Raw genomic sequence first — 19,485 nt, 5'->3', positions numbered from 1 at the left:
TAAAATATAGGAAAAGAGCCTTGGAGATAACTACTGAAATTAAGTAGGATAGTTCGTTTGCTGCGTTAAAGCATTGAGTGGCATTATTGCAATCAGAGTGGTACCGCGGATTTATTCGTCTCTTATATTTAAGAGGCGATTTTTTATTTCTATAAATAATTATATATTTTGCATTTAGTAAAAAGAAAAATGCAGAAAGTATAAATAAGGAGGATAATAATGGATTATAAGAAAAAAGTTGCTGAAGCTATAAAACAACATGTTGATATGGATATTGAAAGTATAGAAAAGTTAATTGAAATTCCACCTAAAAGTGAAATGGGTGACTATGCATTTCCTTGCTTTCAATTAGCAAAAGCCTTTAGAAAGGCTCCTAATATGATATCAGAAGAATTAAAAGAAAAAATAAGCTCAGAAGGATTTGAAAAAATAATAAATGTTGGGCCATATGTCAACTTCTTTGTTGATAAAAATGAATTTACTAAAAACACTATTGAAAAAGTATTAGTAGATGGGGCAAATTATGGTTCAAGCAATATAGGAGAAGGAAAAACAGTATGTGTAGAATATTCATCCCCTAATATTGCAAAACCTTTCCATGTAGGTCATTTATTTACTACTGCAATAGGTAATTCTTTATATAAATTATTTAAAAAAGAAGGATATAACGTAGAGGGAATCAATCATTTAGGTGATTGGGGAACTCAATTTGGTAAGCTTATATCTGCTTACAAAAGATGGGGAAATGAAGAAGCATTAGAAGAAAATGCTATTAACGAACTTTTAAGAATATACGTTAAATTCCACGATGAAGCAGAAAAAGATCCTGCATTAGAAGATGAAGGAAGAGCATACTTTAAAGCTTTAGAAGATGGGGATAAGGATGTTGAAGCTTTATGGAAGAGATTTAGGGATTTAAGCTTAAAAGAGTTCGAAAGAATATATGAAGTGTTTGATGTTAAATTTGACTCATATGCTGGGGAAGCCTTCTATAATGATAAAATGGATGTAGTAGTTAATGAATTAAAGGAGAAGAGCCTTTTAGTAGAAAGTAACGGTGCACAAGTTGTTATGCTAGATGAGTATAATATGCCACCTTGTATAGTTTTAAAGGGTGATGGGGCATCAATATATGCTACAAGAGATTTAGCGGCAGCTATGTATAGAAAGAAAACTTATGACTTCTATAAGAGTATCTATGTTGTTGGAACACCTCAAGCATTACACTTTAAACAAGTATTTAAAGTATTAGAACTTGCAGGACATGAATGGGCTAAAGACTGTGTACACGTAGGTTTTGGATTAGTTAAATTTGCAGACAGAAAGCTTTCAACAAGAAAGGGAGAAGTTATCTTATTAGATGATTTAATAAAAGAATCTGTGGATAAAACATTAGAAATAATTAATGAAAAGAATCCTGAATTAGAAAATAAAGAAGAAGTTGCTAAGAAAATAGGTGTAGGTGCAATTGTATTTACTTACTTAAAGAATTCAAGAGAAAAAGATATAGTCTTTGATTGGAAGGAAATGCTTTCTTTTGAAGGAGAAACAGGACCGTATGTTCAATACTCATATGCTAGAGCTAATAGTATTTTAAATAGAGCAGGCGAATTAAAAGGTGTAGCGGATTATTCTAAATTAGATTCTAAAGAAGAATTTGAATTAATTAAAGCTTTAGAAGGATTCGGAAAGCAAATACATCAAGCTACAGAAAAATTGGAGCCATCTATTATCACAAGATATGCTATAGAAGTTGCTAAACTATTTAATAAATTCTATAATGCTCATTCTGTATTAAACTTAGAAGATGAAGGCTTAAAAGAAGCTAGAATTAATTTAGTAAAGGCTACATGCCAAGTTATTAAAAATTCTTTAGCTTTAATAGGAATAGAAGTAGTAGAAAAAATGTAAAATATATAATAAGCTTACAGTTAATAGATGTATTAGCTGTGAGCTTATTTTTACTCAAATTTAACAAATAATATATGATATTAATAAGGAATTGTGTTATATTATTTATAATAAAGGTAAGGGAGAGTAGATATTATTTTTAAGAATATAAAAAATAAAGATATAGTAATAAGTATTGTATTTGCTATTCTAGTAGGAATTGTTGGATATAAGTTAATAGAAAATTATAATTATTTTTTTAATATTATTAAGAAGTTATGGTCATTGCTATTACCTGTAGTTTATGGATTTGTAATTGCATATATATTAAATCCATTAGTAAAATTTATTAGAAAAAGATTCAAGGTAAAAGAAGGAGTAGCAATCTTATCTTCTTATTTGTTACTAATTGCCTTAATAATAGTTGCTTCTATCTTTTTATTACCTAATATGATTAATAGTGCAATAGATATTACATCAAAGGTTCCATTTTATATAAAAGAAGCTCAAGGATGGATAGATAGTATTCTAAATAATAAGGCTATTCATGAAATCATAGTAAATACAGGAACTATGAAGAATGTTAATGAACTAATAGCACAGGTTGGAACTATGGCCGTTACTATATTAGAGGGGACAGTAGTATATATTTTTGCTTTTTCAAGTCAATTAGTAAAAATATTCTTGGGATTACTAATATCAATTTATGTATTAATTGATAAAGATAGAATTATAAGAGAAAGTAAAAAAATAACCTATTTAATTCTTAAAGAAGAGAAAGCAAAAAAATTAATTGAAGCTATAAGAATTTATCATAGCATGATTGGAGCTTATATAGGAATTAAGGCTATAGATTCAGCAATTATAGCAGCAATGGCATTAGTATTACTAACTATTGTAAAATCAGAATATGCCTTTTTACTTGCTATAATAGTTGGTGTAACAAATATGATTCCATATTTTGGACCTTTTATTGGTGAAATAGTAGGTTTCTTATTTAATGTATTTGTTTCTCCAACCAAAGGATTAATTGTTTTTTTAGTTCTATTGGCACTTCAATTATTTGATGGTTGGTATTTAGATCCTAAGCTTATAGGGGATAAGGTTGGAGTTAGAGCCTTAGTAATAATAGTAGCTGTAATAATTGGTGGAGGGTTCTTTGGACCTGTTGGAATGTTGTTAGCTTCACCTACAGCAGCAACTATAAAGATATATTATGAAAGGTTAATGAATAAAAATTGTAATATTATAAAGAATGCAGAGAAAAATTAAGAGGTTGTTTTAAACAACCTCTTAATTTTAACTTATGTAAGTATTTCAATAGGAAATACTTATTTTTTTTCTATTTTAAGGCTTTTTTCTTTTTCTTCATACATAGGGCAATGATTTGAACAACTTCCGCAACTACAGCCACCCTTAGATGATTTTCGAAGAGTCTTAAAAATTATATATGCTGCAAAAGCAACTATAACTAGTGTAATTAATATTTCCATTACAACACCTTCTTTATAATATTAAATTAGCAATGTGATAAATAATAAATGAAACCACCCAAGCTAAAACTAATTGATAAGTGCTTGAAAATAAAGTGAACTTAGTTCCATATTCTTTTTTCATTGCACCAATAACTGATATACATGGAGTGTATAAAAGTACAAATACTAAAAATGATATAGCTGATGCTGCTGTAAAATAAAGTGGAAGAGTAGCACTTAAGTCACCAGCAAATATAACACCCATAGATGCTACAACAGTTTCTTTAGCTAAAAGGCCTGTTAATAGTGAAACAGAACTTTGCCAATTACCAAATCCTAATGGTTTAAAAATAGGTGCTATAAAGTTACCTATTGTAGCTAATATACTGTCATTTACGTCAACCATTCCTGAAAAACTAAAGTTTGATAAGAACCAAATAACTACGCTCATTGCAAATATAATTGTTCCAGCTTTAATTAAGAAGCTTTTAGCCTTTTCTAAAATTTGTTTTAAAACATTTTTAGGTGAAGGAAGTTTATATTCAGGAAGTTCAATAATAAATGGCTCTTCATCTTTTTTAAACAATGTATTCTTAAATATTATTCCTAATATAAATGCTAATATTACACCAAGTAAATAAAGTAATGCAACAACTAAACCAGTATAATTAGGGAAGAAAACTGCTGCGAAAATTGCGTAAACAGGTAATCTTGCATTACAACTCATTAGTGGAACTAACAAAGCTGTAAGTTTTCTATCTTTTTCACTTTCTAATGTTCTTGCAGACATAATAGCAGGAACTGTGCAACCAAATCCAACTATCATTGGAATAAATGCTTTCCCTGAAAGTCCCATCTTTCTCATTAGCTTATCCATAATAAAAGCTACTCTTGCCATATAACCACTATCTTCGAGAATGGATATACAAGCAAATAAAACTAATATTATTGGAAGTAGTACTAAAATTCCACCAACACCTGCTACAATACCATCAACTATAAGTGATTGAAACCAAGGTGAGGTATTAGATAAAAGATTAGATAAAAACGGTAATAAACTATCGTTTAATAAAGAATCTAACCAATCAGAAACAGGTTGTCCTATCCAAGAAAATGTTATTTGAAACATTAATGCCATAATTAGTATAAATACAGGATAAGCTAACCAAGGATTTAAAAGAATATTATCTATTTTATCCTTAATAGTATTTTTGTTAGCATCCTTAGTTTTATTACATTTATTTAATAGATCCTCTATATATTCATAAGTATCTTTTTCATTTTTAAAATCATAAGTATTAGTATCTATATTTTCAAGAGTGCTCTTATCTTCTAAAACTTTTTTAATTTCATCTATTCCTTTACCCTTTGATGCTACAATTGGAATAACAGTTACATTTAGAAGTTTTGATAGCTTTTCAAAATCTAAATTTATTCCTTTTTTCTCTGCAACGTCTATCATATTGATAGCTAAAACTATAGGTTTATTAAATTGTTTTAATTGAGTTGTTAAGTATAAATTTCTATCTATATTAGAAGCATCTATTATATTTAGAATAATATCTACATCATCTTTTTCTAAAAAGTTCTTTGATATTTTTTCTTCGTTAGAAAAAGTATCCATTGCATATATTCCAGGTAAGTCAACTATCTTAATATCATTGAAAAATCCTTCTTTTTTATCAACTGTAACTCCAGCCCAATTACCTATTCTTTGATTAGACCCAGTTAATGAGTTAAATAAAGTTGTTTTACCTACATTTGGGTTACCAAGCAATGCTACTGTTTTCATTGTAATTCCTCCTAAACAGCTAAAAATATATTTTTAGCATCTTTTTTCCTAATTGCTAAGTCAAAACCTCTTAGATTAATTATCATTGGATCACCTAGAGGAGCTACTCTTTTAAGTTCAATTTCAGTTCCTTCAATACATCCAAGTGCAAGTAATCTTTTGGCGAGTTTTTCATCTCCACCAATTTCTTTGATTATTGCTTTTTCTCCTAAATTTAAATCACATAGACTCATTTCATCCACCTCGTATTGAAAATCATTATCATATTTTAATAATATCAGAATGTTAAAAAGTAGTCAATATAATTATAACCAATTGATAATTAATTTCAATTATTTAAAATTTTTAAAATATTAAACATAAATATCATTACATAATACTATATAAGTATATATAATTATATTTTTATTTGTTTCTATATTGTTATAAAAGATGATATAATATTATAAGATAAATTTAGGAATTTAAAGGTGATAATGATAAGGAAGAAAGAGTGGTAATGTGATTATTAGAGAAAATATAATAGAGATAGATTCCACTAATAGGGAATTTATGCTAAAAACAGATGATATAAACAGGCCACCAGAAGAACTTATATTTTTTGACTTAGAGCATTATGTATATAAGAAGCCAAAATGTATAGGAGTTTTTGGAGCTTGTATTTTTGAAAACAATAAACTAATTGTAACTCAATATATGATAGAGAATAAATATGAATCAATACAGATACTAGAACTAGCTAAAAAATATTTTTTAACAATGAAGAAAAAAGGAAAAAAAGCTATTGTCACCTTTTCAGGAAATAACGATTATACAGTAATCAATTATTTGTTTAAAAAATATGGAATAGATTTCAATTTCTCTAAAGAATTTCAAGATATTGATATTCAAAGAGAATATGAAAAGAAAATGAAACATTCCATAGGACTTAAAAATCTAGAAAAGGATTTTGAAATCCATAGAGAAGGTGAAGTTATTAGTGGATCCAATCTTGCTAAAACCTTTAATAAGGTATTAAAAGATAAAGATTATATATTAAGAATGCCTAAAGAAAAAATTGAAACTATACTATTATATAATGAACAAGATGTAACTAATTTATATAATATTTATATGCTTTGGCAGGCATATGTAAAAGATGAAAATGGTAAAATTAATAAAATTGAAGATGAAATTAAAGAAAATGATTTGAAAGAAGAACCTTTAGATGATAAAAGTAGTGAAGATGTAGAGTTAAATAAAGAAGAAATTCTAGATTCTAAGGATAATGATTTAGAAGAATTAGAGTAGTTTTATATATTAGTTTAAGAATTATATTCTTAAATGATAGATGCTCCTAAAATTTTAGGAGCATCTATCATTTAAAAGAATATTTTAAATAGTTTCCATCAGAGGTAATAACTATAGATCCATCTTTATCAGTTCTAAATAAAGATGTTCTTTTTAGATTATCTAAGGTTTTTAAAGTTGGATGTCCATAAGAATTATTTTTTCCTACAGATATTATTGAAATTTTAGGATTTACTTTCTCTAGAAATTCTAAGCTAGATGAAGTTGAAGAGCCGTGATGTCCTACTTTTAATACATCGCTATTGAGATTAAAATTATTTATTAATACTTCTTTTTCTATATCTTCTTCGGCATCTCCAGTAAATAAGAAAGTATTATTTCCGTGTGAAATTTTAATGATTGGAGAATAATTATTTAAATTTTCATAGTCATCTAAAGTAGGAGAAAAAACTTCTACTAAGGTATTATATCCTAAATCTATAGATGTAGTATTGGCTTTTAAGATTTTTATTTTTAAGTTTTTTCGTGAAAGAGCTTCAGCCATATTCTCAAAAGAAGAAGTAGTATTTATAATTTTAGGTGAATAAAAGTTAATTACTTTATAGTTATTAATAATATAGCTCATATTACCTATATGATCTTCATGGGGGTGAGTTGCTATTACATAGTCAAATTGAGAAATATTTAAGAGGTTTAAATATTTAGTAAGTTTATCTTTTTCATCCTTAGGGCCTGAATCTATAAGTAAACTCTTATAATTAACTTGTACTAAAATAGAATCTCCCTGCCCAACATCAATGAAGTGGACTTTCATTTCTTTGGGATTAATATTAATTTTATTAAAATTTAATAGTGATTTTAATAAAAAAAGGCTAAATATTATTAATACGATTATAGATATATTTTGAATTTTTTTTAATAATTTATATTTTTTTATCATTAAAGCTCCTATAAAATAAAAGTATATTTTGAAATGTATATAGTATATATGTATTATAGACATAACATATTTAAAATATAATTGAAGAAAAAAATATTAGCCTTTATAATAAAGTAAAAGAAAATAAGAGATAGGCGGTGTAAAAATGAAAATTTATAAAGTAATACATTACGGATTATATATGTTATTTATGCAATTTAAAGCAATAAAGCGTTGGTATATAGAAAAAACTAGAGGGGAAAAGGCTGCTGTAGATTATAGTGGCAAGGTAGGCGAAGATTGGGCAAAATATACAGTACATAAAGCTATAGAAATGAATGTTACAGTAAAGGGAAAAGAGAATATTCCTGATGTTCCTTGTTGTTATATTGGTAATCATACAAGTATATTAGACATACCTTTATTAATAGACTCTGTAGGAAAATGTATGGGATTTGTAGCTAAAAAGGAAATGGTTAAGGCTCCTATTTTAGGTTATTGGATGAAAAAATACAACTGCGTTCCTTTAGATAGAGAGAATGCAAGAGAAGCTATAAAGGTTATAAGAGAAGGAGCTGAGAATATAAAAAAAGGATATAGTATGGCTATTTTCCCAGAAGGTACTAGAAGCAAAGATGGTGTACTTAGAGAGTTTAAAAAAGGAAGTTTAAAACTTGCAACTATGGCAAAGGCACCGGTAGTACCTGTGTCAATAGATGGAGCATATAGAGCCTATGAAATAGATGGTAAATTTAAACCAATAGATATAACTGTTACTTTTGGAGAACCTATTTATACGGATAGTTTAACTAGGGAAGAAGAAAAGCAGCTTATGGAAAAAGTTAGAGCGGTAGTAGCTAAAAATCTTCATCAATAAGAAAATTTGTTTTAAGTTTAGAGTGTTGTAAAAATAGTTTCTTAATTTTACAACACTTTTTATATATAACAATAATCACATTATTAAGAGGAAAGTTCGACTATATATAAATAATATTATAGCAATACTGTTAAAAGTTCGTATTTTTATTAAATCTATAAAAATATATTATTTTAAATGTTATGGTTACGTTTACTTTGTATAAAATATTAAAAACTCGTAAAAAATATAAAAAATGAAAAATCATTCTTTAAAAACTTGCATAATATGTGTTATAATATAAAAAAAATACGAGAAAATGAAATTTTTCAATTTTATATATTTCAAAAAGGGGGCAAATCTATGAGAAAAGAATTTTCCATAAGTAATGATAAAGTATTAATAAATTTTACAGCTAAATATTGTAGTACCTTTGAGGCTTTAGTTGAAAGTGAAGGGTTTATAAGAGTTTTACAAACTTATTTAAGAAAATCAAAAAGAAAAGTAACATTAAGTTGGAGATACTTAAAAAATGAATTAAAAACAGAAGATATATATGAAATATCAGCTACTTTAGCAAAGATATTTAAATATTGTACAGTTATGAATATTGATGAGATAGTAGAAGCTAATCCTGCATATAAGGATTTATTTTCAGACAAAGATAAGTTCATTGCCTTTATAGAAGACTTATATTTATTCTGGAGAAGACTAGAAAGATACACTATTATTCATAGCAACAAGCTTCAAGATGGATTATCGGCAGTTAGTTTTACACAAGTAAACTCATCTTTATCTAATTTAATATTAAAATTATATAGAAAAGTTGAAAAGAATGTTTTAGGTTACAAACCTAATGTATTTAGACAAATACCTGTTGGAGGAAATGCATCTATAATAATTAATAAAGTTTTATGGCCATTACCAAAGGGATATGAAGCATTAGAAGATATAGAGTTTATAGATAGTATATTATTAGAAACTCCATTTATAACTTATCCTAAAAAGAATACAAGAAGTGGAATGTTTACTGAAGTAACTAATAATCCAATAGCTCATGCTTCTTTAAACAAAGATCACTGGTTTTGCTATCCAGCAAAGGTTGGAGAATTAATTGCATTTATTTATTTCCATAGAGATTTTATGCAACATGGAATAACATTATGTAACTTATTTGAAATGGCAAGATTAGAAGAGTATAGAGGCAAAAAGCCAGATTTAGTTTATGTATTTGGGGCAAAAGATTCTGAAGGAGATAAAAAGACTGTATTCTACGATGACAAAGAAAATGATATAATGGTTGGATATGTTAATCATTCAGAGGAAATTGATTATTTTGGATATATGAAGAAAATGACATTAACTCTTCATAATTTAGTAATGATAAAAAGAGGATACTTACCGATTCATGGTGCCATGGTAAATATAGAACTTAAAGATGGAAAAACTGCAAATGTTGTTATTATGGGGGATAGCGGAGCAGGAAAGTCAGAAAGTTTAGAGGCCTTTAGAACCTTAAGCGAAGATTATATAAGCAATATGACAATAATTTTTGATGATATGGGAACATTTAAGGAAGTGGATGGAAAAATCTATGGATATGGGACTGAAATAGGTGCTTTCGTTAGATTAGATGACTTAGATCAAGGATATGCATTTAAAGAAATAGATAGAAGTATATTTATGAACCCAGATAAAATTAATGCAAGATTAGTTATGCCTGTAGCTCCATATAAAGAGATAGTTAAGGGGTATGAAGTTGATTTATTCCTATATGCTAATAACTATACTGAAGTGAAAGAAGGAGAAAACTCAATTGAGTACTTTAAAACTCCTAAAGATGCAATAAAGGTATTTAAATCAGGGGCTAGAATGGCTAAAGGAACAACTTCAGAAAAAGGGTTAGTTGAAAGCTTCTTTGCAAATCCTTTTGGACCTGCTCAAAAGCAAGAGGAAACTAATGCTTTAATAGAAAAGTATTTTGATGCTATGTTTAAGGGAACTGTAAAAGTTGGGCAAATAAAGACTTGTCTAGCTTTAGAAGGCCAAGAAAAAGAGGGGCCTAGAAATGCAGCAATAGAATTATTTGATATAATAAAAAAAATGAAATAAATATTTAATAAAGTCTACTTTAAAAGTAGGCTTTTTATGTTATAAAATTATTCTATTAGGTTATATATTAGGAGATGAATTAAAGTGAAAAAAAATAAAAGCGTTTACTCATTCATATTAATACTAGCGGTAGCCATTTCTTTATTTAACTTTCCGGCCTATAAGAGTTATGGAATAACTCATAGTTATTATAATACTCAAGGACAAGAATTTATAAGGGGGTTAAATTCATTAAAAGAGAATAATTATGTGGAAAAAGTACCCTATTCAATTGCTTTAATTCTGAAAAATAATAAAATGAATTTTAAAAAAGATATTTTATATAAAAACAATAGGTTATATATTCCAATAGGAGAATTTATAAAATATTTTGGATTAACTGAAGAAATAAATGGTGATGATATAAATATAGGTGATTTTGCAGATATAAAAATACAAGATAAAATTATCTGTAAAGAAGATGAAGAAATTTCTTTAAGAGGAGATATTATAGAGAAGAGTGGAGAGTATTATATTTCTTTATTTGATTTGTGTGAAATATTAGAGTTAAATACTTATTGGGATTATGAAAATAATAAAATTTATATTTCTAAAAAAACAACTACAAATGTAAATGATAGTGAAAGCCTTAATGGAAAAAATGGATATATAAGGTTTGAGGATTTTACGGCAGGAGATATATACCTTTGCAAAGGTGCATTAGAAAAAGTAAGATTAGTTACAGATTATATGAAGAGAAATAACGAAAGCTTTAGTATTTCATGGATTCCTAGGTATATAAATAATGATAAAAAAATAGATAATGATATTTCTAAAGAAAAATCAATGGAGAATTCTAATTTTGTTTTTACATTAGATTACATAGTTAATAATGGAGGAAATATTGGACTTCATGGTTATACCCATCAATATAAAAATAGTAATAGCGTTTCTGGAGTAGAGTTTGGAGATGAAGGGTGTAATAATTTAGATGAAGTTAGAAAAAGAGTTGAAGATGCTTTGGGGATTGCAAAGAAACTTAATATTCCAATTAGTTATTGGGAAACTCCTCATTATAAGACTACAGCTGAAGAACAAAAAATATTTGAGGAATATTTCAGCATAATATATGAACCATCTATAGGACTTTATAATAAAAAAATTATTACAAGTGAAAATAATGAGGTTACTAAATATATACCAACACCTTTAGGATATGTGGATGATGATAATGGAGATTCTATTATAGAAAGAATGATAAATTGTGATGAAAATCAAGAGTTTAGTTTATTTTATCATTTAAGTATGGAAATTAAGAGCATAAATATAACCATTAATAATGGGAATATAGAATATAAATATAAAGATGATTCTATTTTGAAAAAAATAGTGAAGTTAGCTAGAAAATTAGGATATAGATTTTCAAATATTAATTTTATATAAGAATAAGGGAGTAGAAATACTCCCTTTTCTTTAATTATAATTATTCATTATAACTTGTATATTTGCTTTTAGCAAAAAATGAAATTGAATATAGTCCAGCTATACCAACTAAAGCATAAATAACTCTTTCTAAAGCAGGCATAGAACCAAATAAACCATTAACTAGATTGTATTGGAAAAATCCAATTAATCCCCAATTAACAGCTCCAACTATAACTAAAATAAGAACAATTGAATCTAATACTTTCATAATTTGTCCTCCCTTTTAATAGATTCTAAAAATAGTTTAACCTAAGGGAAGAAAATTATTCATTAGATAGATATGTTTCTATCTACACGTTGATCTAAAGAAATAATAGTATCAGTTCGTTGAATTCCACTAATAACATTAATTTTATTTAATAATATATGTTGAAGATCTGAAATGTTTTTACATACAACCTTGGCGAAAATAGAATAATTACCAGTAGTTAAATGAAGCTCTACAACTTCTTTAATTTTAGATAATTCTTCAAATACTGAATCATAAGAAGAAGTCTTGTCTACGTATATTCCAACAAAACAGCACACGTCATAACCTAGCTTAGGTAAATTTAAAAGAATTCTTGTTCCTTTAATTATACCAAGTTCTTCCATTTTCTTCATTCTTACATGGATAGTACCACCACTAACATGACATATTCTAGCTATTTCTAAATAAGGAGTTCTACAATCTTTTATTAATAATTCTAATATTTGCAAATCTAATTCGTCTAATTGATAGCTTAAATTCAAACTCATAAGACCACCTCGTTTTAACATTTTATAATTTCTTTCTATATTCTATCAAATAATTAATTAAAATAGAAGGGAAATATAATAAAATTAATAAATATACTATAAATTATTAATATTTTTTAAATTTTTGCACTATTATATTATGTATTATAAGTTTAAAGAGGAAGTTACAAATAATTAAATTTATATATCTTGAAAATACATACTATTTCTTTTAATATATATTATAGAAGCTTTTAAAGGAGGATTTATACTATGGGCAACATATTATCTGTTATTCTATATTTTGTAATTATAATAGCATTAATGTTTTTATCATTTACATTGGGTAGAAAATATATATTTTCTAAAGTAAGAATTAACAAATGGATACCATTAGCAATAGCAATTGTTTTATTTATACTACAAGTTATTGTAAGAAGTAATAACATATGGGTAACTATGGGCTTTACAATATCTACTGTATGGTTCTTTATGTGGTTTATTGATATTCAAAGTACAGGTGGACCTAAGAAAAAGGAAAAGAAAATTGAAATTAGGCCTAAGGCTAAACCTAACAGAGCAAAGCATATACAAAATGAAAAAAAATAATAGCTTTTAAATAAACAGGGTATTCAAATTTGAATACCCTGTTTATTTATTAAGATGGATCTATAAAAATAGGAGAACTAAAGGCAGTTTTATTATCATCTTGAATTAATTTTATAATATACCAGGTTTCTTTATCTTCCTTTTTGTGTTCATAAAGATATTTAATACTATTTAAGTTTATGTTTTCAATGGCTCTAATTAATTTACCTTTATTGCTTATTATTTGAATTTCTTTTATTTTATATTTTATATCCTCTGCAAAAATCATAAATCTAAGTTTATCTGAAGTAGAATATATTTTTTCTCCCATAAATTCGTCGTTTATTGTAAAGTAAAATTTAAGATACCTGGATTCTGTAGAATAAGTATGTCTCTCTCTAAATGAAGAAATTATATTATCACTTGAAAGATTATTACATATACAGACAGTAAGATTTTCGGAAGTAGAAATATTTAATCTATCAGCATTTTCTCCATTAATTGCACCTAGTAGCCAACCTTCATCAAGTAAATTATAATAATATTTATCATAATTTGTATTTTGTGTATCTAAAGAGTAACCACCTACTTCAATTGATGTAATTAATTTATTTAAAATTTCATTATAAGGTATAATTCTTTTATTTTTATGAGGATGAGCAATTGATATAAGGGCATCTGGATTATTAAGCATCCATAATGATAGAACCTTTAAGTCCCTAACTTCGCTATTAAAGAATGTATTTGTATTTATAATATTGAAATCTCCATAAAAGCTTGTTTTGCATTTGAAACCTACTATAGGTAAAAAGTCAGTATATTTTTTTCTAATTCTAGATGCATAAATTCGTAATCCTTGAAACTTAGAATAGAGATTTTCTTTAATATAAACTTCTTCTGATAAATAATAATTATAATCTGTAAGAAATATGAAATTTAATCCAGCTTTATAAGCATATTCATAAGCTTCCATGGGAGAAACTTTTCCTGTGGAAAAATCAGTAGGATAATGAGAAATTCCATAATAAAATTTTAAGTTAGATTTATCAAATTTAGTTATATCTTTATTTTTTTTTCTTCCCAAAATAAGCTCCTTTATAAATTATTCCATATCTATATATAGTATTTAACAAGCATAAATAATGACAATAATATTAATGAGTGATAAAATAACTTTAAATATAAATTTATTTGGGAGGTTATTAAATTGATTTTAGAGTTTGATGGAATTAAGCCAAATATACATAAAACTTGCTATATTTCAGAAAGTGTTGATATAATAGGAGACGTTGTTATTGAAAAAAACGCTAATATTTGGTTTGGAACAACTATAAGAGGGGATATGAGTAAGGTTCATATTGGAGAAAATACTAATATTCAAGAAAACTCTGTTGTTCATGTGGATTTTGATTTTGAAACTAATATCGGAAAAAATGTAACTATAGGACACAGAGCAATTATACATGGGTGTGAAATTGCTGATAATGTTTTAATTGGTATGGGTTCAATAATATTAAATGGAGCTAAAATTGGTAAAAATAGTATTGTAGGTGCAGGATCATTAGTAACTCAAAATAAGGTGTTTGAAGAAGGCGTCCTTATTATGGGTAGTCCAGCTAAAGTTGTAAGAAAACTTACGGAAGAAGAAATTAAGAGTATAGAGCAATCTTCAAAAAATTATGTGGAAATTAGCAAAAAATACTTGTAAAATCAGGAGGAATAATGATTAATATAGGTGATTATAACTTATTAGAAGTAAAAAGAGAAAAGGATTTTGGATATTATTTAGGAAATGAAGGCAAAGTAGATGTTTTGCTTCCAAAATCAATGACTGAAGGGAAGAAAATAAATGTAGGTGATAAATTAGAAGTCTTTGTTTATAGAGACTCAAAGGATAGACCTATTGCAACCTTTAAAAAACCTTTAGTAAAAGTAGGTGAAGTAGGATATTTAAAAGTAGTTTTTCAAACAGATTTTGGTGCTTTTGTTGATTTTGGTTTAGATAGAGATATATTTGTACCTATGAAAGAACAAAGATTTAAATTGCATACAGGCAGTAAATATTTATTTTATGTTTATTTAGATAAGACAGATAGATTAGCGGCAACTACAGAAGTGGAAAACTATATATTAAATGCACTAGAAGAAGGTAAGGAATATAAGGTTGGAGATGAAGTAGTAGCACAAGTTTATGGAAAAACTGAAGGTGGCACTGTTCATGTTGCAATAGAAGGGAAATATAAGGGATTAATTTTACCTAATGAATATTATATGGATATATATCCTGGAACTGAAATGAAGCTTAGAGTAAAAAGATTATATGAAGATGGTATTGTAGGATTGACTCCTAGGAAGACTAGGCTAAATGAAAGAGAAAAAATTCAAGAGGATATCTTAAAATACCTAAAGAAAAATGGAGGCTTTATGCCTTTTAATGATAAATCTAATCCTGAAGATATTAAAGCAACATTTAATACAAGTAAAAATTATTTTAAAATGGCTTTAGGTGGATTAATGAAAGAAGGGAAAATAGTTCAAGAAAAAGAAGGAACTAGAATAAAATAATAAAAAAAGGAAGTTTAAACTTCCTTTTTTTATTACTTTATTCTACAATATTAAATATAACTAAAATTTATTTGTTAAAAAATATGTGATTTATGACTTATATTTAAGAAAAATGCATATATGTAGTATAATTTGCTTAAAATAAGTAATAAAAAACGTTGTTTTGAGGAAGGTTATGAGAAGATTTTTAAAGAAGATTAACTTCAATACATTATCAGTAATTTTGTTTTTATTAATAAGTATAACAACATTATTTGCATATCCAATTGTAGGTATGGCTGATAATGGAGATTATTATAGAATAATTAGTCAAAATGATTTATATCATTTATCTAGTAATGATGAGGATATTTACTTTGGATATTTTAATAAAGATTACGGTATATTTAAATATAATAATGAAGTGAGCAAAACCTTAATATCAACACAGTCGATTATTATAAAAATTGCAGTGTTTATAGATAAAGTTATAACAAAAGACTATATCTTTGATATTAGGGTATTAGCATGTCTTTATATAGTAATACAAGCGTTTGCAATGTATTTTTTTACTAAAGTACTTATAAAGGATGTTAATAACGAAAAATATAAGCTTTTAATAGTTTTATTGCTTAATTTTATTTTTGCTGATACTGCCTATCTAGCATACTATAATTCTTTTTATGGTGAAGCAGTTGGCATGAGTTGCTTTCTATTTAGTATAGGAATTATGTTATATATGTGTAAGTATAATAAGTTTAATATTCATAATATAATGTTGTTTGGTATATTTACTTTTTTATTAATAGGATCTAAACAACAACTATCACCAATAGGAATAATAGTATCTTTATTGATGATAAGAATAATATTTTTAAATAAGGATATACGAATAAAAATAATTTCATCAATATTAGCTATTTTATTTATATTTAGCTCAATTTATTTTTACAAATCTATAAAAGGAGATTTTGATTATATAAATAGATATCATTCAATGACCAGAGGAGCTTTATTGAATGAAGAAAGTACTGATGATATATTAGAAGAGTTTAGAATATATAATCAATATTCAATATTAAAAAATGAAATATTTTTTGAAGATATACCTATGATAAATCCATATAATGAGCGGTTGCTAGAAAACTTTTATAATAAGTATTCTTTTATAGATATACTAGAATTTTATATAAAAAATCCAAAAGCATTAAGTAAAATGGCTAATTTAGCTTTTAAAAATGCTTACTCTATTAGACCAGAATTAATTGGCAATTATGAGAAAAGTGTAGGCAAGCCATATGGTGAAAAATCTTACTTTTTTGCTTTTTGGAGTTCATTTAAAAAAGGAGTTATACCAAATAGTCTGGGTATTTCCTTAATATATATTTTTCTGTTTTTATTATACATAATAAAAAAATATGTCAACGCTATTAAAGCTAAAAATAAAAACAATTTGATTTTTCAAGATACATTAGTATATTCATTGTTAATTGGATTATCACAGATTGTAATTTCAATTATAGGATCAGGGGATGCAGACTTAGCAAAACATTTATTTATGTATAATTTAAGTTTTGACTTAATTTTATTAATTATAATTGGAGATTGTTTAAAAAGTCATAATAAAGAAGGAAGTGAGAATTAATTATGGATGATAGTCAAAGAAAAAAAGTAGATTTCTATATGAATTTGTTAATAGCATATTTTTTGATTTTAACTATGATAATATCTTTATTAGATTTTAAAAGTAGTTTTGAAAATTATATAATGTTAACTATTCTTATGATTGTTGGAATAATAAGCTATTATTTTAATATAACAATATCTTTAGTAGCTACTCTTATTATTGATTTTATTTATGGAACTTATAGTTTGTATCAAAATATTTTCTTAGGAAAATCATTAGATTATAAATTATATCTATGGTTTATATTAATTCCTATAACAGCAATTATAACTTCTTTAGTATCAAAAAATATATTATTACTTCAAGAAAAATTAAAAAAGCTTGAAGCTGAAAATGAAGAGTTAATAATGATAAATCCATTAACTGGCGATAGAAATATGAAGTCTTTTAATAATGAAATTCCAATATATTTGAGTATGAATAAAAGATATAACATACCTATAACAATAATGATGGTAAAGTTTAAGTATGGAGATAGATTAAAAAATATTGTAGGGCAGGACTACTACAATAATATATTAATTATTGTTTCACAATTGCTAAGTGACTCTTTAAGGGTTGAGGATAGAAATTATATTTTAAATGATGATACCTTTGTATATATTTTACTTTCTGATAAAGAAGGAGCAAAAGTAGTAGAAAAAAGATTAAAAGAAAAAATAAAAAATATGGATATGAAGAATAATAAATTTAAAAAGAATATACATTTAGAAGTGCAAATTGGACTTTATACTTATAATGGAAAGTTAGATAAACCTTTAGAGTTATTAAAAGCTGCTGAGAAAGAATTAGAATATGATGTATAGAAAATTTTTAAGGATATTAATTTGTGTACTATTTATTAATTTTTTTATACCTTTTCAAAATTTAAATGCAATGGAGAAAAAACTTCTAATATTAAATGATGGGTATAAGAACTATGGAGAAAAAACTAATATTTTGCAAGAAATAATAAAAACAACCTTATCTATGAAATATGAAATTAAATCTGTTACTTTTAATAATTTTAATGATGTTAATTTTAATGAGTATGATTCTATAATTATTTTAAAAAATGATCATATAGATTTTTCAGATAGTATGATAAATAAAATTAAGGACTATAAAGATAAGATATTAGTACTAGATAATTCTATTGAAGAAGAAAGGGTTATTGGTATTAAAGGTGACACAAATAAATTTATTAAGTTAAGTGAATTAGATGAAAATTTAAAAGCAAAAGCGGTAAAAGAGTTTATATATAATAATTTGAACCATGAAATGTTAACAAATAACACATATTTAATATTGGATGAAATGTATCCAATTGATGATTTAAATGATGTAATAGTAAAATTTAATTACTTATATAATTTAGGAATTCCATTTATAGTTTCGGCAATGCCTATTTTTAATAATACAGATATAGAGGCAGTTGAAAGGTACTATGAAGTTTTAAGATATGCTCAGGCAAAAGGAGGGAGTATAGTATTACACTTTCCTGATGTTAATAAAGAAGGTGTTGTTAATATCAATATTGATAACTTAATAAATAAAATGACAACATCATATAAATCTTTTATTAATTATCAGGTATATCCAAGAGCAATAGATATTCCAGAGGAATTTTTATATCATGATAGGATAAATGATTATTTAAAATTAACTGATACTTTATTTTTAGATTCTAATAAAATAAGTTTAAGCAAAGATAATATAAATTTAAAACCTATGAATAATATTATAGAAAAAATATCCTATGATGATTTTTATAATGAATTAGAATATAAGAATAATTTAGGAATATCAATTACTTCAAATATTGATTTTGATAAGTTTAAGAATATATTACAATCTTTAAATAAAAGAGAAATATACTTTAATGATTTTTCTTATTTAGATACTTATCTTAATATAGGAGAAAATCAAATAGAATCAAAGGAAGCTAATTTGTATCTTAATAATAAAAATATAAATGTTCAAAGATTTATTTCTAGAGAAGAATTCAAATCTAGTATTAATAAAGATGAAAAAATAGAAGAAGAGAATACTATAGATTTATCTAATTTTAATAAGTGGTTAATTATAATAACGTCATTAGCAAGTATTATTTTTATAATTATTGCAATTAGAAACAGAAGAATAGATAGGAATAAATTTTTTAAGTAGGTG

General features: G+C 25.6%; 19 protein-coding genes and 1 other annotated feature (1 of these 20 only partly in view). Of the genes, 12 read left to right on the top strand and 7 right to left on the bottom strand.

Annotation, left to right across the window (positions count from 1 at the left end; genetic code table 11):
* Positions 1-126 (top strand) — a binding site (T-box leader) (it extends 73 nt beyond the left edge of the window).
* A 93-nt stretch (positions 127-219) separates the two neighbouring features.
* Both argS and BN6774_RS13825 read left to right on the top strand, forming a co-directional pair.
* Positions 220-1,911: an arginine--tRNA ligase gene (argS, locus tag BN6774_RS13830; RefSeq protein WP_066894786.1), complete on the top strand. Its 1,692-nt coding sequence runs from the start codon at positions 220-222 to the stop codon at positions 1,909-1,911.
* Positions 1,912-2,043: 132 nt separating this feature from the next.
* Positions 2,044-3,162, top strand: coding sequence for an AI-2E family transporter (locus tag BN6774_RS13825; protein WP_066894784.1), 1,119 nt, complete (start codon positions 2,044-2,046; stop codon positions 3,160-3,162).
* Between the two features lie 59 nt (positions 3,163-3,221).
* Here BN6774_RS13825 and BN6774_RS18210 read toward each other — a convergent pair whose 3' ends face one another.
* The 3 genes from BN6774_RS18210 to BN6774_RS13815 are packed head-to-tail and all read right to left on the bottom strand — an operon-like array spanning position 3,222 to position 5,390.
* Complete coding sequence (locus BN6774_RS18210) at positions 3,222-3,383, bottom strand: FeoB-associated Cys-rich membrane protein (protein WP_084767034.1); 162 nt, start codon at positions 3,381-3,383, stop codon at positions 3,222-3,224.
* A gap of 13 nt (positions 3,384-3,396) precedes the next feature.
* Positions 3,397-5,157, bottom strand: coding sequence for a ferrous iron transport protein B (gene feoB, locus BN6774_RS13820; protein WP_066894782.1), 1,761 nt, complete (start codon positions 5,155-5,157; stop codon positions 3,397-3,399).
* Positions 5,158-5,168: 11 nt separating this feature from the next.
* Entirely contained in the window at positions 5,169-5,390 is a 222-nt protein-coding gene (locus BN6774_RS13815) for a FeoA family protein (protein ID WP_066894780.1), read from the bottom strand.
* A 268-nt stretch (positions 5,391-5,658) separates the two neighbouring features.
* On the opposite strand from BN6774_RS13815, the gene BN6774_RS13810 reads away from it, so the two are divergent.
* Complete coding sequence (locus BN6774_RS13810) at positions 5,659-6,447, top strand: ribonuclease H-like domain-containing protein (RefSeq protein ID WP_066894778.1); 789 nt, start codon at positions 5,659-5,661, stop codon at positions 6,445-6,447.
* 67 nt (positions 6,448-6,514) lie between these two features.
* Here the strand turns inward: BN6774_RS13810 and BN6774_RS13805 are convergent, their stop codons facing one another.
* Complete coding sequence (locus BN6774_RS13805; RefSeq protein WP_066894776.1) at positions 6,515-7,387, bottom strand: ComEC/Rec2 family competence protein; 873 nt, start codon at positions 7,385-7,387, stop codon at positions 6,515-6,517.
* A gap of 145 nt (positions 7,388-7,532) precedes the next feature.
* On the opposite strand from BN6774_RS13805, the gene BN6774_RS13800 reads away from it, so the two are divergent.
* The 3 genes from BN6774_RS13800 to BN6774_RS13790 all read left to right on the top strand — a co-directional run bounded on the left by BN6774_RS13800 (position 7,533) and on the right by BN6774_RS13790 (position 11,756).
* A complete protein-coding gene (locus BN6774_RS13800; RefSeq protein WP_066894774.1) occupies positions 7,533-8,243 on the top strand; it encodes a lysophospholipid acyltransferase family protein in 711 nt (236 codons plus the stop codon).
* Between the two features lie 342 nt (positions 8,244-8,585).
* Positions 8,586-10,334, top strand: coding sequence for a phosphoenolpyruvate carboxykinase (locus tag BN6774_RS13795; RefSeq protein WP_066894772.1), 1,749 nt, complete (start codon positions 8,586-8,588; stop codon positions 10,332-10,334).
* Between the two features lie 84 nt (positions 10,335-10,418).
* On the top strand, positions 10,419-11,756 hold the full coding sequence (locus BN6774_RS13790; RefSeq protein WP_066894770.1) for a DUF2334 domain-containing protein: 1,338 nt from the start codon (positions 10,419-10,421) through the stop codon (positions 11,754-11,756).
* A 40-nt stretch (positions 11,757-11,796) separates the two neighbouring features.
* Here BN6774_RS13790 and BN6774_RS13785 read toward each other — a convergent pair whose 3' ends face one another.
* Entirely contained in the window at positions 11,797-12,006 is a 210-nt protein-coding gene (locus tag BN6774_RS13785) for a DUF378 domain-containing protein (protein ID WP_066894768.1), read from the bottom strand.
* A gap of 62 nt (positions 12,007-12,068) precedes the next feature.
* Positions 12,069-12,536: an Lrp/AsnC ligand binding domain-containing protein gene (locus tag BN6774_RS13780; RefSeq protein ID WP_066894766.1), complete on the bottom strand. Its 468-nt coding sequence runs from the start codon at positions 12,534-12,536 to the stop codon at positions 12,069-12,071.
* Between the two features lie 252 nt (positions 12,537-12,788).
* On the opposite strand from BN6774_RS13780, the gene BN6774_RS13775 reads away from it, so the two are divergent.
* Positions 12,789-13,124, top strand: a complete 336-nt coding sequence (locus tag BN6774_RS13775) for a hypothetical protein (protein ID WP_066894764.1) — start codon at positions 12,789-12,791, stop codon at positions 13,122-13,124.
* A 49-nt stretch (positions 13,125-13,173) separates the two neighbouring features.
* Here BN6774_RS13775 and BN6774_RS13770 read toward each other — a convergent pair whose 3' ends face one another.
* The gene (locus BN6774_RS13770; protein ID WP_066894763.1) at positions 13,174-14,187 is read right to left on the bottom strand and encodes a CehA/McbA family metallohydrolase domain-containing protein; all 1,014 of its coding nucleotides are present in this window, start codon (positions 14,185-14,187) and stop codon (positions 13,174-13,176) included.
* Positions 14,188-14,310: 123 nt separating this feature from the next.
* On the opposite strand from BN6774_RS13770, the gene BN6774_RS13765 reads away from it, so the two are divergent.
* From BN6774_RS13765 to BN6774_RS13745, 5 genes are all read left to right on the top strand, one after another.
* A complete protein-coding gene (locus tag BN6774_RS13765) occupies positions 14,311-14,811 on the top strand; it encodes a gamma carbonic anhydrase family protein (RefSeq protein ID WP_066894761.1) in 501 nt (166 codons plus the stop codon).
* Between the two features lie 14 nt (positions 14,812-14,825).
* Positions 14,826-15,668 (top strand): CvfB family protein, encoded by an 843-nt coding sequence (locus BN6774_RS13760; protein WP_066894759.1) that lies wholly within the window; start codon positions 14,826-14,828, stop codon positions 15,666-15,668.
* A 175-nt stretch (positions 15,669-15,843) separates the two neighbouring features.
* A complete protein-coding gene (wsfD, locus tag BN6774_RS13755) occupies positions 15,844-17,292 on the top strand; it encodes a glycan biosynthesis hexose transferase WsfD (RefSeq protein WP_066894757.1) in 1,449 nt (482 codons plus the stop codon).
* A gap of 2 nt (positions 17,293-17,294) precedes the next feature.
* Positions 17,295-18,140: a diguanylate cyclase domain-containing protein gene (locus BN6774_RS13750; protein ID WP_235829619.1), complete on the top strand. Its 846-nt coding sequence runs from the start codon at positions 17,295-17,297 to the stop codon at positions 18,138-18,140.
* Positions 18,130-19,482 (top strand): DUF2334 domain-containing protein, encoded by a 1,353-nt coding sequence (locus BN6774_RS13745; RefSeq protein WP_066894753.1) that lies wholly within the window; start codon positions 18,130-18,132, stop codon positions 19,480-19,482. Before BN6774_RS13750 ends, BN6774_RS13745 begins: the two co-directional genes overlap by 11 nt.
* The last annotated feature ends 3 nt before the right edge of the window (positions 19,483-19,485 follow it).

The organism is Clostridium nigeriense (genome assembly GCF_900086595.1).
In the GTDB taxonomy this organism is placed as follows: Bacteria; Bacillota; Clostridia; order Clostridiales; family Clostridiaceae; genus Clostridium; species Clostridium nigeriense.
This window is presented reverse-complemented; position numbering and strand designations above follow the sequence as displayed.